Here is a 15,068-nt window from a genome sequence, read left to right as displayed (position 1 = left end):
CAAGTGAGGAGATTGATTCTTGGAGACGAGAATTAATGCGATATTTTAAGCACCGCGTTGTTGCGAGAAACGAAGCAATCCTAATGCAATGCGTACAAAATAGGAAAGATTGCTTCGTGCCTCGCAATGACGGCATAAAGCAAAAAAAATAAAGATTATCATTAACCATGAGTGAAAAAGTTAAGGTTACGATAGACGGGATAACAGTAGAGGTTGATAACGGAACCACTATCCTAAATGCTGCAAGGCAAATTGGAGGTGATATTGTTCCGCCAGCAATGTGCTATTATTCTAAGTTAGAAGGCAGTGGTGGTAAATGCCGTACCTGTATTGTTAAGGTAACAAAAGGTTCGGAAAAAGACCCGCGCCCAATGCCTAAATTGGTTGCATCTTGCCGTACAACAGTAATGGATGGTATGGAAGTGCTTAATATTACTTCACCAGAAGTTCTAGAAGCACGTGCAGGTGTGGTGGAAATTTTATTGATAAACCACCCTTTAGATTGCCCGGTTTGCGATCAGGCTGGAGAATGTGATTTACAAAATTTAGGTTACGAGCACGGATTGCAGAAAACACGTTACGAGTTTGAGCGTCGCACTTTCGAACGTATCGATATTGGTGATAAAATCCAGTTGCATATGAATCGTTGTATTCTGTGTTATCGTTGTGTTTTTACTGCTGATCAAATTACAAATAAACGCGTTCATGGAATTTTAAACCGTGGCGACCATTCAGAAATTTCTACCTATATTCAGCATGCGGTTGATAACGATTTCTCGGGGAATGTCATCGATGTTTGCCCTGTGGGCGCTTTAACTGATAAAACCTTCCGTTTCAAAAACCGTGTTTGGTTTACTAAACCAGTTGATGCGCATCGCGATTGCGACCATGAAAAGTGCAATGGTAAAGTAACGCTTTGGTACAAAGGAGAAGATGTTTTACGTGTTACTGCCCGTAAAGACAAATTTGGCGAAGTGGAAGAGTTTATCTGCAACACATGTCGTTTCGATAAAAAAGCAACATCAGATTGGGTTATCGAACAACCTACTCACATTGATGATACTTCGGTAATTGCATCAAACCATTACGAAACATTGAAACCTTTGCATGTTATTCAGCCAAATCAGGCGTTACAAGCTGCAAATGAAATTGAATTACATAAAACAGTTAAATACTAATGGATACAGGTTTTATCATTGAAAAATTTATTCTGGTTGCCGTAATTTTCGGTATCAGTTTGGTAATTGCCATGTATTCTACCTATGCAGAGCGTAAGGTGGCTGCATATCTTCAAGATCGTTTAGGTCCGGATAGAGCTGGTCCTTTTGGTATTCTGCAACCTTTAGCCGATGGTGTGAAGATGTTTATGAAGGAAGAAATTATTCCAACAACATCAAACAAATGGCTATTTATTGTTGGGCCAGGTTTGGCCTTACTTTGTGCTTGTATTGGTACAGCGGTTATTCCATGGGGTAGCCCAATGGAAATTGGCGGTAAAGTTGTGCCGCTTCAAGTTGCCGATATCAACGTTGGTGTTTTATACATTTTCGGCGTGGTTTCTTTGGGCGTTTATGGCGTAATGATTGGCGGCTGGGCATCAAACAACAAATATTCCTTGTTAAGTGCTATTCGTGCCGCATCGCAAAATATCAGTTATGAAATTGCAATGGGGTTATCTATCATCGCTTTGCTTTTGATGACAAACACTTTAAGTCTTAAAGAAATTGTTGATCAGCAGCATGGCTGGCGTTGGAATGTTTTATATCAGCCACTTGGATTTTTGATCTTTATGGTATGTTCTTTTGCTGAAACCAATCGTGCGCCTTTCGATTTGCCAGAGTGTGAAACTGAGCTAATTGGTGGTTATCATACCGAATACTCGTCAATGAAGTTAGGTTTTTACCTTTTTGCCGAATACATTAATATGTTTGTTTCGTCGGCAGTAATGGCAACTTTATATTTCGGTGGCTACAACTATCCTGGAATGGATTACATGGCAACTTTGCTTGGTCCGACTTGGGCGCCATTATTTGGTGTTGGAGTATTCTTTGTGAAAATCGTTTTCTTCATCTTTTTCTTTATGTGGGTACGGTGGACAATCCCTCGCTTCCGTTACGATCAATTGATGAATTTAGGTTGGAAAGGTTTAATACCTTTGGCCATTGCCAACATTATAATAACTGGGGTTGTGATTGCGATTATAGAGAAGTTTTAATTATGGAATCATTAAGTAACAAGAAAAAAGTACTGGAACAGAAGCCTTTAAGCTTCATGGAACGTATGTACCTACCTGCAATTGCAAAGGGTATGGGCATCACCATCAGCCACTTATTCAAAAAAGAGGCTACAGTAAGATATCCGGAAGTAGAACGCGAATTTTCTGCAAACTTCCGAGGAATGCATTCCCTGAAGCGTGATGAGAATGGAAAAGAACGTTGTACAGCTTGTGGTTTATGTGCACTGTCTTGCCCTGCGGAAGCAATTACCATGATTGCGGCCGAACGCAAGCCAGAAGAAAAACATTTGTACCGTGAGGAAAAATATGCAGCGACTTATGAAATCAACATGTTGCGTTGCATTTTTTGTGGATTATGTGAAGAGGCTTGTCCGAAAGAGGCAATTTATTTAGACGGACCAATTGTACCAGCTGATTATTTACGTAAGGATTTTATTTACGGAAAAGACAAATTGGTTGAGGCTCCGTTAGAGATGAAAAAATAATAGTTGTCATCCTGAGCTCGTCGAAGGACCAAACAAATAACCTAATCCGTCATTGCGAGGAACGAAGCAATCCTAAAGCAATGGCAATAAAAATGAGATTGCTTCGTGCCTCGCAATGACGAGGAGTACAAACAAATAACAAATTAATGAGTACACAAGTATTCTATTTCGTAGCCACATTAAGTATCATCTTTTCGCTGATGGTGATTTTTGCAAAAAATCCAATTCATAGCGTTTTATACTTAATCCTTACCTTTTTTACCTTCACGGTACATTATGTACTATTGAACGCACAATTTTTGGCCGTTGTAAACTTCATCGTTTACATGGGGGCCATCATGGTATTATTCTTATTTGTACTGATGCTCCTCAACCTGAATAACGAAACCGAGCCCGTGAAATCACCATTGATTAAAATTGTAGGTGTAATTGCAGGGTGTTGCCTTGTGGTAACCTTAGTTGGGTCTTTTAAAGCGGCAACGATCAATAGCCCTTTAATTTTGAAAAATCAAGGATTAGGTTTGGTAGAGAATTTAGGAAAAGAGCTTTTTGGACCATTCTTATTGCCATTCGAATTATCATCTCTATTACTATTGGCAGCAATGGTTGGAGCAGTTTTATTATCTAAAAGAGATGAGGTAGAGGCATAATGGAAAATTTAACTACACAAATGGCAGGCGTTCCGCTAAATCATTACATCTATTTATGTGCAATTATTTTCACAATTGGTGTAATTGGCGTATTAACCCGTAGAAACGCAATCGTAATTTTTATGTCTGTTGAGTTGATGTTAAACGCAGTTAACCTGCTTTTAACAGCTTTCTCTGTACATAGCAATGACCCATCAGGGCAGGTTTTCGTATTTTTTATTATGGCGCTTGCCGCTGCAGAAGTTGCAGTTGGTTTGGCGATTATCGTAATGGTTTACAGAAATACAAAATCGATAGATATTAATGTTTTAAATCGCCTTAAGTGGTAAATATATATTAAGAATGACAATAGAACAATTGATTTGGTTAGTTCCGTTACTTCCTTTTTTAGGATTTGTAATCAACGGACTGGGCAGAAAATCTTTATCTAAAGGACTTGTTGGTATTATTGGAAGTGGAGTAATTTTGGCCTCTTTCATTATCAGCGTAGTTATTTTCTTTAGTTTACAAGGCGATACACAAAAATCTCACGAAGTATTTTTATTCGATTGGATTACCGCAGGAACATTACATATTCCATTATCATTTCTGGTTGACCCATTAAGTTCAATCATGCTTTTGATTATCACTGGAATTGGTTTCTTGATCCATTTATATTCTACCAGCTACATGCATGATGATGAAGGATTCGGAAAATTTTTCTCTTATCTGAACCTGTTTGTGTTCTTCATGCTTTTATTGGTATTGGGTTCAAACTATATCGTGATGTTTATCGGTTGGGAGGGTGTAGGTTTATGCTCTTACCTATTAATCGGTTTCTGGTATACAAACAGCGCTTATGCATCAGCAGCTAAAAAAGCTTTCGTAATGAACCGTATTGGTGATTTGGGCTTTTTGTTAGGGGTATTCTTAATTTTTACCACTTTCGGAAGTGTAGAATTTGCAAAAGTTTTTCCTCAGGCGGCGAACATGTTACCTGGACAAAATACTTTGTTCTTAATCACAATTCTATTGTTTATTGGAGCTTGCGGTAAATCAGCTCAGTTGCCATTATTTACCTGGTTGCCAGATGCAATGGCAGGCCCAACGCCAGTTTCAGCCTTAATCCACGCAGCAACGATGGTAACTGCAGGTATTTACATGATTGCCCGTTCTAGCGTATTGTTCGATTTAGCACCGCTTACACAAAACATCATTGCCATCGTAGGTATTACAACTGCTTTAGTTGCCGCAATTATTGCGTTAACACAAACAGATATTAAAAAAGTATTGGCTTATTCAACGGTATCTCAATTGGGCTACATGTTTTTAGGCTTAGGCGTTGGCGCTTATACGGGTTCATTTTTCCATGTATTAACACACGCATTCTTCAAAGCATTACTATTCTTAGGCGCTGGGTCAGTAATTCATGCCATGCACCACGAGCAAGATATGCGCCACATGGGTGGATTAAGGAAAAAACTTCCTGTTACTTTCTTAACGATGATGATTGGTACGATTGCGATTGCAGGTTTACCACCATTTTCAGGATTTTTCTCTAAAGATGAAATCTTGGCAAATGCGTACCAGGCAAGCCCAATCCTTTGGGGAGTTGGTGTGTTAACCGCATTCTTAACTTCTTTTTACATGTTCAGAATGATGTTCCTTACTTTCTCTGGAAAATACAGAGGTACACATCACGAAGAAAGTCATGTACATGAGTCGCCAAAAGCGATGACTATTCCATTAATCATCCTGGCAATATTAGCTGCAATTGGTGGAGCGATCAACATTCCTCACGTTTTCGGCGGAAACGAATGGTTGGCACATTGGTTAAGCGGTGCCGGCGTTGCACAACATGAATTAGAATTAAGTCATTCAACGGAATTTACCTTAATGGGTGTTTCAGTGGTAGCCGCGATCATCGCTTTGCTTTACGCTTACACCAGATATGTTAAAGGTGCTCGTGTTCCTGTGGCTGATGCAGCACCGCGTTCTGCTTTGGCAAAATTATCTTACAATAAATTTTATTTAGATGAGATTTACGATTTCATCATCACCAAACCTTTAGATGCTTTCTCGAGATTTTTCTACAGAATTATCGACACGAAATTTATTGATGGGATTGTGAATGGACTAGGCTGGAGTACAAACGAGGCAAGTAAAGGAGTTCGTTTATTACAAAGTGGAAACGTTGGTTTCTATATATTTATGATGGTAGCTGGTATCATCGCATTGCTTGCTTATACATTTTATTACATATAAAAAGGGTTCAAAAATAAATAATGGAACAACTTTTACTACTTATATTTCTTCCGCTTGCGGGTGCTATCATTACGGCATTTGCGGGTCAATCTGCCAAAATAGTATCGACGGTAATTTCGGTCGCTTCTTTAGGCTTGGCCTTGTTCATCGCCTGTAACTTTATTCCAAATGCCAGTACGCAGTTTGAAGCGAACCTGCCGTGGATTTCAGATTTAGGCATTCGTTTTCATGCCGGTATCGATGGGATCAGCATATTGGTGGTATTGCTTACCAATTTGTTAATTCCAATTATCATTTTATCTAGCTACAGACATGATTATAAAAACCCAGCCGCTTTTTATGCATTGATTTTATTCATGCAGTCAGGATTGTTATTGGTTTTTACTGCTATGGATGCTTTCTTATTTTACATTGGATGGGAAGCTGCATTAATTCCAATTTACTTCATCTGTGCATTCTGGGGAGGTAAAGATAGGGTACGCATCAACATGAAATTCTTCGTTTATACGATTGCAGGATCATTGTTTATGTTAATGGGGATTATTTATTTGTATTTGCAGAATCCTGCACAGAACTTCGATATTCAGGCATTTTATGCTTTAAACTTAGATAGCGCACAACAAGGCTGGATCTTCTGGGCGTTCTTTATTGCTTTCGCGATTAAGATGCCGATTTTCCCTTTTCACACCTGGCAACCGGATACTTACACAGTAGCTCCAACTCAGGGAACCATGTTATTATCTGGTATCATGTTAAAAATGGGTATTTATGGTGTAATCAGATGGTTATTACCAATTGTACCTGCAGGCGTTCAGGATTGGTCTGGCCTGGTGATGGTTTTATCTATCATTGGTATTGTTTATGCTTCACTAATTGCTTTTACGCAGAAAGATGCTAAACGTCTAGTTGCTTACTCATCTATTGCTCACGTTGGACTTATTTCTGCCGGTATTTTCGCCTTAAACCAGCAGGGTCTGCAAGGAGCGATGGTGCAAATGTTAAGTCACGGAATTAACGTGGTAGGTTTATTTTTCGTTTTGGATATTATCTTTTCTCGAACCAAAACCAATAAACTTGAAGAATTGGGTGGTATTGCCAAATCAGCACCACAACTGGCAATTGTTTTCTTAATCATCGTTTTAGGTACAGTCGCTTTGCCAGGAACAAATGGTTTTATTGGAGAATTCTTATTGTTGATGGGCGTTTATAACTACGGCATTTGGGCAGCTGCAGTTGCAGGCTTAACCATCATTTTCGGAGCAGTTTATATGTTGCGCATGTACCAAAATGTAATGCTTGGAAAAACAAACGAATTAACCATCACGTTTACCGACATTCAAGGGACTGAGAAATTGGTTCTTTATATTATCTGTGCTTTAATTATCTTTTTCGGTGTATACCCAAAACCACTATTGCACTTAACAGAGGCATCTGTACAACATTTATTAGAACAGGTAAATCAAAAATTAACATCAGTAAAATAAGCAATGAATATTATTATAACCATTAGTATAACCGCTTTTATTGTACTTTACGCAGGTTTGTTTAAAGCAAAGAAAGCATTATTGCCGCTTACCGTTGTTGGCTTACTTACTGCATTAGGCTTCACTGCTGCTGCATGGGATGGCAATGCTGTTCATTTCGGAATGATGCAAACTGATAATTTCGCTTTGGCATTTTCGGCTGTTTGTATCGTTGGCACACTTTTAATTTTCTTGTTGACTCAAAATTATTTTCATTCAAAAAGCGATAACATAGCAGAATATTATACCTTAATTCTTTTCGCCCTTGCGGGGATGATTATGATGGTGTCGTACAAAAATATGGCGATGTTATTTGTAGGACTGGAAATCATGTCGGTAAGTTTGTACATCCTTGCGGGTATTCGTAAAAAGGATTTTGCATCAAACGAAGCCTCATTGAAATATTTCCTGATGGGCGCTTTTTCAACAGGTTTCTTGTTGTTTGGGATCACATTAATTTACGGTGCCACCGGCTCATTCGATTTAGATAAAATTCAAGCTTACTTAGTTGACAATAGCAAAGCAGTTTCTCCAATCTTCTATCCAGGGGTAATTTTGATGATGATTGGCTTGTGCTTTAAAGTAGGAGCGGCGCCTTTCCACTTCTGGACTCCAGACGTTTACGAAGGTTCGCCAACTTTGATCACTACGTTTATGAGTACAGTGGTTAAAACGGCAGGTTTTGCTGCTTTTTTAAGATTATTTGCTGATGCTTTTGCACCACTTCACGATTTCTGGGTTGCACCACTTATCGTAATTGTTTGTATAACCTTATTTATTGGGAACGTTACTGCGTTATTCCAAAAGAATTTCAAACGGATGTTGGCCTATTCGAGCATTTCTCACGCAGGATACTTGTTATTCTCTTTGGTTGTAATCGGTCCGCACTCTCAAAACAATGTTTTGGTTTATGCAGCTGCCTATACTTTTGCATCAATTATCGCTTTTGCGGTATTAATATTAGTGAAACAAAAAACCGGTAGCGATAGCTTTGAAAGCTTCAATGGCTTAGGAAAGAAGAATCCTTTAGTTGCTTTATCACTAACGATTGCCATGTTATCATTAGCAGGTATTCCTTTAACCGCAGGTTTTATTGGGAAATATTTAATGTTTCTTAATGTAATGGGCGAGTACAAGATGCTATTGGTTGCTTTCGCGATATTAAATGCTTTGGTAGGTTTTTATTACTATTTCAAGGTTATTGTGGCAGTATGGTTTAAAGATGGAGTTGAAACAGAGCTTTCTACACCTGCACAATACAAGATTGTTTTAGCAGTATCAGTGGCGATTACGCTAATTTTGGGTATTTATCCTGCAATCGTTTTAAACCTGATATAGGTATGCACTTGTTAGATAATTATTTGTAGTTTTACGAATAATTGAAATATGCAGGATTTCTGGAACCACCTACAACATTTAATTGACCCCGAAAAATTATTGAGGGAGGGCGGTTTCTATCTTGTAGTATTTGTCATCTTTGCAGAAACTGGCCTATTCTTTGGTTTCTTCCTTCCTGGCGATTATCTGCTGTTTCTTGCCGGAATGTTCGTAGCTACCGGAAAACTTGATGTTAATATTGCAGTGCTTTTAGCAGGCTTATGTGTAGCCGCAATTTCTGGAAATTTTACGGGTTATTGGTTTGGGCGCAGAACTGGCCCACTACTGTATACCAGAAAAGACAGTTTCTTTTTCAAAAAGAAATATTTAAAAGCAGCAGAAGAATATTATAACAAACAAGGTGCCTTCGCATTGATCATGGGTAGATTTGTTCCAATTGTAAGAACTTTTGCACCGATTTTTGCTGGAGTAGTAAAATTAGACTTTAAAAAGTTTGCCTTCTATAATATTGTTGGTGGAATTTTATGGATCTGCTCGCTCACTTTGTTAGGCTACTTTTTAGGCAAAAGATTTGAAAAAGAGATAAACGATTACTTATTATATATTATTATTGGCTTTATCGTTATCACAACTATACCTTTATTGATTACCTTTGTAAAAAGTAAAGTTAAAATCCCCGATGGGGAAAAGAAAGATTAAATTAAAAAATGGCAAAAGACGATCATCACGCATGGCATAGCGTATCTCCTGGTAAAAACGTTCCAGAAATTGTAAACGCAATCATTGAAATTCCTAAAGGCTCAAAAGCCAAGTATGAAATAGATAAAGAATCCGGACTAATCAAGTTAGACAGGGTTCTTTTTTCATCAGTAATGTATCCGGCTAACTATGGCTTTATCCCACAAACTTATTGTGATGATAAAGATCCACTAGATATTCTTGTACTTTGTTCTGTTGATGTTTACCCTATGACATTAATTGAAGCCAAAGTTGTTGGCGTAATGCACATGGTTGACAATGGAGAGCAGGACGATAAAATTATTGCGGTTGCAGCACATGATATGTCTGTAAACTACATCAACGATTTGGATGAATTGCCACCACATCAAATGAAAGAAATTGTTCGTTTCTTTCAAGATTATAAAGCACTGGAAGAGAAAAATGTTACTATCGAACATTTGTTAGGTGTTCGCTATGCTCATAAAGTTATTAAAGAAAGTATAGAACTTTACAACACAACATTTAGAGAATTAGCATAATGGATTTACCCACGGCCTGCTTGTTTTTAAATTTAGAGTTAAGTGCAATATTGCCCACCAATACCATTTTGGTTGCTTTAGAAGAACCTGATACTACATCTGTAGGTTGGAGGTTATTTCTAGCATTATTTTTAGTTTTACTAAACGGATTCTTTGTTGCAGCAGAATTTGCAATTGTAAAGGTCCGGGCCTCTCAAATTGAAATAAAAGCAAAAACAGGTAGCCGGGTTGGTAAAATGGCTAAAACAATCATCCATAATTTAGATGGTTATTTAGCAGCCACGCAGCTAGGTATAACGCTTGCATCACTTGGCCTAGGTTGGGTAGGTGAAGGCGTTATGCATACTATTTTCAAAAATCTTTTTGATAGCCTCGAATGGGGTTTTAGTGATGCCACCATACATACCGCATCAACAATAGTAGCTTTTTCTTTAATCACCGTAATGCACATCGTATTTGGTGAGTTGGCGCCTAAATCTTTTGCAATACAAAGACCAGTGGCCACTACTTTGTTTGTTTCCGTTCCATTGCAGATTTTTTATGTGGTTTTTAAGCCATTCATCTGGACTTTAAATAGCCTAGCTGCAGTAATTCTGAAGCCATTTGGTATCGATACTTCTGCAGGTCACGAATCGTTGCACAGTACAGAAGAACTTCAATACTTGTTAGATCAGGGTAAGGAAAGTGGTGCATTGGATAATAATGAGCACGAACTTATTAAAAACGTATTTGATTTTAATGAGCGTGTAGTAAAGAACATTATGGTTCCGCGTACCAAGATTTCAGGTATCGAATTGTCATCCTCGAAAGAAGAAGTAATCAATAAAATCATTGCTGAAGGCTATTCCCGCCTTCCCGTTTATGATGAGATAATGGATAAAATTGTCGGGATTATTCACGCCAAGGATATTCTGCCATTAGTTGCTTCCGGGAATCAACATTGGACACTGAATGATATCATTCGCAAACCTTATTTCGTTACAGAAACAAAGAAAATTAACGATTTAATGAGCGAACTGCAAAGCAACCGCATTCAAATTTCCATTGTTTTAGATGAGTTTGGCGGTACAGCCGGGATGGTTACCTTAGAGGATATTGTGGAGGAGCTGGTAGGTGAAATTCAGGATGAATACGATGAAGAAAAACCTTTAGTAGAAAAAGTATCTGATAACGAATTTATTGTAAATGCTTTTGCAACGGTTTATGATGTGAATGAGCATTTGCCACATGATTTGCCAGAGGATGAAGATTTTGATACCGTTGGTGGTCTGGTTTCGCATGTTTTTGAACGGATTCCGGAGGTTGGCGAAAGCAATGAATCTTATGGTTATCTGTTTACTATCTTAAAGAAAACAGAACAAAACATTGAAACTATTAAACTGGAATTGGTGATTAATGAAGAAGATCAAGTTGATAATCATTAAATTCAACAATGCATATTTTTTATACGCCAGATATTACTCACGATACCTATACGCTTAATGAAGAGGAAAGCAAACATTGCGTTAGGGTATTGCGACTATCAGTTGGAACTGTAGTAAACTTAGTAGATGGAAGAGGTGGTTTTTACACCGCCGAAATCATTTCTGATAATCCCAAAAAAGTAAGTTTATCCATTCTTAAAGTAGAAACCGAATTTCATAAAAGAAATCACTATTTACACATCGCGGTCGCACCTACAAAAAATATCGATCGTATGGAATGGTTTTTAGAGAAGGCCACTGAACTTGGTATAGATGAAATAACCCCAATTATTACCGATCGATCTGAAAGACGTATTGTTAAAGAAGATCGATTAAACAAGGTTATTACTTCTGCGGTCAAGCAATCCATCAAAGCCTATCATCCAAAACTAAATGAAGCGATTTCCTATAATGCTTTTCTTAACCTTCCTTCTGAAGGAAATAAGCTAATAGCGCATTGCATTGATGAAAACGACAAGAAATATATTTCAGAGCTCGTTACACCGCACCAAAAATATTTAATTCTTATTGGCCCGGAAGGAGATTTCAGCCCCGAAGAAGTTAATTTAGCTTTGAATAAAGGCTTTAAACCGTTAACTTTAGGAGATAACAGGTTGCGCACCGAAACGGCTGCACTTTCTGTTTGTTTTGAAATCAATTACCTTAACCGATGAAAGGAGTTGAAAGTTATCAGTTGAAAGTTAAAGGTTTATTATCGTTGAAGCGTTTGCTCTTTTGCTCGTTTATCCTTATTCCTTGCTTTTTACTCTTTATTCTTACTTCTTTCATGGTTCCTTCCTACCGAATGGGGAAGCTGAAGTACAGTGGCGGTGGTGATTGGTATGCCGACCGTACCGCACTTCCAAATTTAATTTCATTCTGTAATATCAATCTAAAAACTAATTTTTACCCTGAAGAAAGTATTGTAGAAGTAGGCTCGAAAGAACTTTTCAATTACCCATTCGTGTATATGACGGGCCATGGAAACGTGGTGTTCAGTGATCAGGATGTTAAAAATCTAAGACAGTATTTAACAGGTGGAGGGTTTCTGCATATTGATGATAATTATGGATTGGATAAATTCATTAGACCTCAAATGAAAAAAGTTTTCCCAGAACTGAATTTCGTTGAGTTACCGTCGAACCACGCCATTTACAACCAAAAGTTCAAGTTTCCGGGTGGCTTGCCCAAAATTCATGAGCATGATAACAAGAGGCCACAAGGTTTCGCTTTGATCTATAAAGGGAGAGTGGTTTGCTACTATACATTTGAATGCGATTTGGGGAATGGCTGGGAAGATTTTGGTACATACCCTGAGGATAGTCAGGAAACCCGCAACAAGGCGCTTAAAATGGGCGCTAATTTAGTTCAGTATGCTTTAACACAATAATGCTATGTATAAAGTAAAAGTTAACGATCAGTTTCAGTATGATATTGAAATTAACCATAACGTTTTTAAATTAAATGGAGAAGAAGTTCCTTTGGATTCCATTAAACTAAGTAACAGTTCTTCGCATCTTCTTTATCAAAAGAAATCGTACAACGCTGAAGTCATATCAGTTGACAGCGCTAATAAAACCTGTGCCATTAAAGTAAATGGCGCAACCTATCAAATTAAGGTTGAAGATCAGTTTGATCAGTTGCTGAAACAAATGGGTATGGATAATTTAGTTGGAACTAAAATTTCAGAGATAAAGGCGCCAATGCCAGGTTTGGTATTAAATGTAATGGTTGAGGAAAATGTAGAAGTTAAAAAGGGTGACAACCTATTGGTTTTGGAAGCTATGAAGATGGAAAATATCTTAAAATCTTCAGCTGATGGAGTGGTTAAAAAAGTGCTGATCAATAAGGGTGATAAGGTAGAGAAAAATCAGGTACTGATCCAATTTAAATAAACCAAGAATTATAAGCTATAAAAAAAAGTCCCAACTCATTACGAATTAGGACTTTTCTGTTATTTACCTCTACTCACCCGGTATGGTCGTGGAGGAGGGGTTTTAAAACTTCTTTTTCCTGAGGTGCTAATTTCTGGAGCGCCTAACATGGTCATAGCGCAACGGAAACCTATCTCTGCTGATGATTCATCTTGTGACAAGAAACGTCTGGTTGCTGGATTTAACCAGTAAGCCATATCGTTCCATGAACCGCCTTTGTATACCCTGGATTTATCATTGATCAACGTTACACCTTCTTCATTTAAAAGCAGGTTCTGTTTATCTCTATAACCCCTTTGATCGGCCTGGTAGCTTGTAGCTGCAGTTGCGCTTTGCGGATCAGTCGATTTCGAAATTGAATCTACACGTTTTGCCTGTGCTTGTTTTTCTGCCCAGGTCTGTTTTCTACCTGAATAAGCATTTTCTTTTATCGGATTCCCATATTTATCCAAGGCAATTTTGCCAGTTTGCGCATTATCCAACTTTTTGTTTTCGAAATAGTTACCGCGATAAGGATTAAAGGCATCTGCATCAGTGAAGGTACCTGTTCTGTAAACATCATTTACCCACTCATTCACATTCCCAGCCATATTATATAAACCGAAATCGTTAGGTGTATATTGAATTACCGGCACTGTTAAATCTCCCTTATCATTCAATGATCCGCCAACACCCATATAATCGCCGGGTGCTCTTTTAAAGTTGGCTTGTATCATACCCCTGGTTTTTTTAGCTGCAGAACTCACACCTAATCCGTTCCAAGGATAAATTTTATTTTGATTGATGTTTTCGTACTCAGTATTACCAATTAAGCCTAACGCAGCATATTCCCATTCCGCCTCTGTAGGCAAGCGATAAGGCTGCATAATTACGCCGTCTTCCAACGTTGCCGTTCTTCTTGGTTGATTATTTCCTTTGCCACCGGCTGTAGCGCCAGCTGTACCCGTAGCGGCACCAGCTTTTGTATTGTAATCTATTGGCGCATTTTTACCTTTATCATCGTACTGGCCATTAATATAAGCATCGGTGTTAAAAGGTTTATCTGGTCTTGGCGTTGCGGCTGCAGTTGCTGCACCATTCTTGCCTGTGTTTCCGCCAGCTAAAGTTTTATAATCTGTTAAAATACCTTTTTCGCGTAAAATAAACTCATTGGCTCGTGAGGTTCTCCACTGACAATAACGAGAAGCTTGCTCCCATGAAACTCCAACAACTGGATAATCGCGGTAAGCCGGGTGACGCAAATAATTGTCTACATAAGGCTCGTTATATGATAATGCACTACGCCAAACCAAAGTATCAGGCAACTCATTGTAATAAAATTCTTGATCTTCTGGAAAGTTATATCTAATCCAGTGCAGATATTCCAACCAGTCGGTATTTGATACTTCAGTTTCATCCATGTAAAACGAAGGCACAGTTACCTGTCTTTTGTAGTTGTAAATGTTTGGTTCGACACCAGGAACTTCGATAGCACTTCCGCCTACCACCAGAACACCACCTTCAATAGGAATTAATCCAGGTCCTGGTGCTCTTTTGTATTGAGTAGCCACAGCAAAAGCACCCGATTGGTTCGTTTTGCTTTTCCGATCTGCATAAGGAACACCTGTTTTGCTAGAACTGTTGCCTCCCTTGGAGCTACAAGCACTTAGCAATGCCGCTAATGACAAACAAGTAAAAGAATAAAGTATAAGTTTTTTCATATAGTACAGGGGACAATCGCCAAATGACGATTCAACTGATAAAATTAAGCAATTTTAGTGAATATATAAATATTGTGACAATAAAATACCGATTATATTTTTATCCCATAACGTATTATTTTATGAAGTATTGTGTCTTTTAAATTTTTCGTCGATTTATTTGAGATTAAGTTGCAGATAAGCTTTATTAATTTGGTTCGTTTATTGACAAGCTATATGCCCAAACATTATATTTT

At 38.0% G+C, this 15,068-nt stretch carries 15 protein-coding genes; 14 read left to right on the top strand and 1 reads right to left on the bottom strand.

Annotation, left to right across the window (positions count from 1 at the left end):
* Positions 1–167 precede the first annotated feature (167 nt).
* From ACZZZC_RS00840 to ACZZZC_RS00775, 14 genes are all read left to right on the top strand, one after another.
* Positions 168–1,178: an NADH-quinone oxidoreductase subunit G gene (locus tag ACZZZC_RS00840; RefSeq protein WP_463484407.1), complete on the top strand. Its 1,011-nt coding sequence runs from the start codon at positions 168–170 to the stop codon at positions 1,176–1,178.
* The gene (nuoH, locus tag ACZZZC_RS00835; protein ID WP_463484406.1) at positions 1,178–2,215 is read left to right on the top strand and encodes an NADH-quinone oxidoreductase subunit NuoH; all 1,038 of its coding nucleotides are present in this window, start codon (positions 1,178–1,180) and stop codon (positions 2,213–2,215) included. The genes ACZZZC_RS00840 and nuoH overlap by 1 nt, the downstream gene beginning before the upstream one ends.
* A gap of 2 nt (positions 2,216–2,217) precedes the next feature.
* Complete coding sequence (locus ACZZZC_RS00830) at positions 2,218–2,721, top strand: NuoI/complex I 23 kDa subunit family protein (protein WP_010601899.1); 504 nt, start codon at positions 2,218–2,220, stop codon at positions 2,719–2,721.
* Positions 2,722–2,867: 146 nt separating this feature from the next.
* Positions 2,868–3,371, top strand: a complete 504-nt coding sequence (locus tag ACZZZC_RS00825; protein ID WP_463484405.1) for an NADH-quinone oxidoreductase subunit J family protein — start codon at positions 2,868–2,870, stop codon at positions 3,369–3,371.
* On the top strand, positions 3,371–3,700 hold the full coding sequence (gene nuoK, locus ACZZZC_RS00820; protein ID WP_010601897.1) for an NADH-quinone oxidoreductase subunit NuoK: 330 nt from the start codon (positions 3,371–3,373) through the stop codon (positions 3,698–3,700). The genes ACZZZC_RS00825 and nuoK overlap by 1 nt, the downstream gene beginning before the upstream one ends.
* A 13-nt stretch (positions 3,701–3,713) precedes the next feature.
* Entirely contained in the window at positions 3,714–5,615 is a 1,902-nt protein-coding gene (nuoL, locus tag ACZZZC_RS00815) for an NADH-quinone oxidoreductase subunit L (protein WP_463484404.1), read from the top strand.
* A 20-nt stretch (positions 5,616–5,635) separates the two neighbouring features.
* The gene (locus ACZZZC_RS00810) at positions 5,636–7,099 is read left to right on the top strand and encodes a complex I subunit 4 family protein (protein WP_463484403.1); all 1,464 of its coding nucleotides are present in this window, start codon (positions 5,636–5,638) and stop codon (positions 7,097–7,099) included.
* A gap of 3 nt (positions 7,100–7,102) precedes the next feature.
* A complete protein-coding gene (locus tag ACZZZC_RS00805) occupies positions 7,103–8,476 on the top strand; it encodes an NADH-quinone oxidoreductase subunit N (protein ID WP_463486392.1) in 1,374 nt (457 codons plus the stop codon).
* Between the two features lie 48 nt (positions 8,477–8,524).
* Positions 8,525–9,175, top strand: a complete 651-nt coding sequence (locus tag ACZZZC_RS00800; protein WP_463486391.1) for a DedA family protein — start codon at positions 8,525–8,527, stop codon at positions 9,173–9,175.
* A gap of 8 nt (positions 9,176–9,183) precedes the next feature.
* On the top strand, positions 9,184–9,735 hold the full coding sequence (locus ACZZZC_RS00795) for an inorganic diphosphatase (RefSeq protein ID WP_056850782.1): 552 nt from the start codon (positions 9,184–9,186) through the stop codon (positions 9,733–9,735).
* On the top strand, positions 9,735–11,159 hold the full coding sequence (locus ACZZZC_RS00790; protein WP_463486390.1) for a hemolysin family protein: 1,425 nt from the start codon (positions 9,735–9,737) through the stop codon (positions 11,157–11,159). Before ACZZZC_RS00795 ends, ACZZZC_RS00790 begins: the two co-directional genes overlap by 1 nt.
* Before the next feature lie 8 nt (positions 11,160–11,167).
* The gene (locus tag ACZZZC_RS00785) at positions 11,168–11,872 is read left to right on the top strand and encodes a 16S rRNA (uracil(1498)-N(3))-methyltransferase (RefSeq protein WP_463486389.1); all 705 of its coding nucleotides are present in this window, start codon (positions 11,168–11,170) and stop codon (positions 11,870–11,872) included.
* A complete protein-coding gene (locus ACZZZC_RS00780) occupies positions 11,869–12,588 on the top strand; it encodes a DUF4159 domain-containing protein (protein ID WP_463486388.1) in 720 nt (239 codons plus the stop codon). Before ACZZZC_RS00785 ends, ACZZZC_RS00780 begins: the two co-directional genes overlap by 4 nt.
* Positions 12,589–12,592: 4 nt before the next feature.
* On the top strand, positions 12,593–13,093 hold the full coding sequence (locus ACZZZC_RS00775; RefSeq protein WP_463486387.1) for an acyl-CoA carboxylase biotin carboxyl carrier protein subunit: 501 nt from the start codon (positions 12,593–12,595) through the stop codon (positions 13,091–13,093).
* A gap of 59 nt (positions 13,094–13,152) precedes the next feature.
* Here ACZZZC_RS00775 and ACZZZC_RS00770 read toward each other — a convergent pair whose 3' ends face one another.
* Complete coding sequence (locus tag ACZZZC_RS00770) at positions 13,153–14,832, bottom strand: SUMF1/EgtB/PvdO family nonheme iron enzyme (RefSeq protein ID WP_463486386.1); 1,680 nt, start codon at positions 14,830–14,832, stop codon at positions 13,153–13,155.
* Positions 14,833–15,068 lie beyond the last annotated feature (236 nt).

It is taken from the genome of Pedobacter sp. AC212 (assembly GCF_979258625.1).
This window is presented reverse-complemented; position numbering and strand designations above follow the sequence as displayed.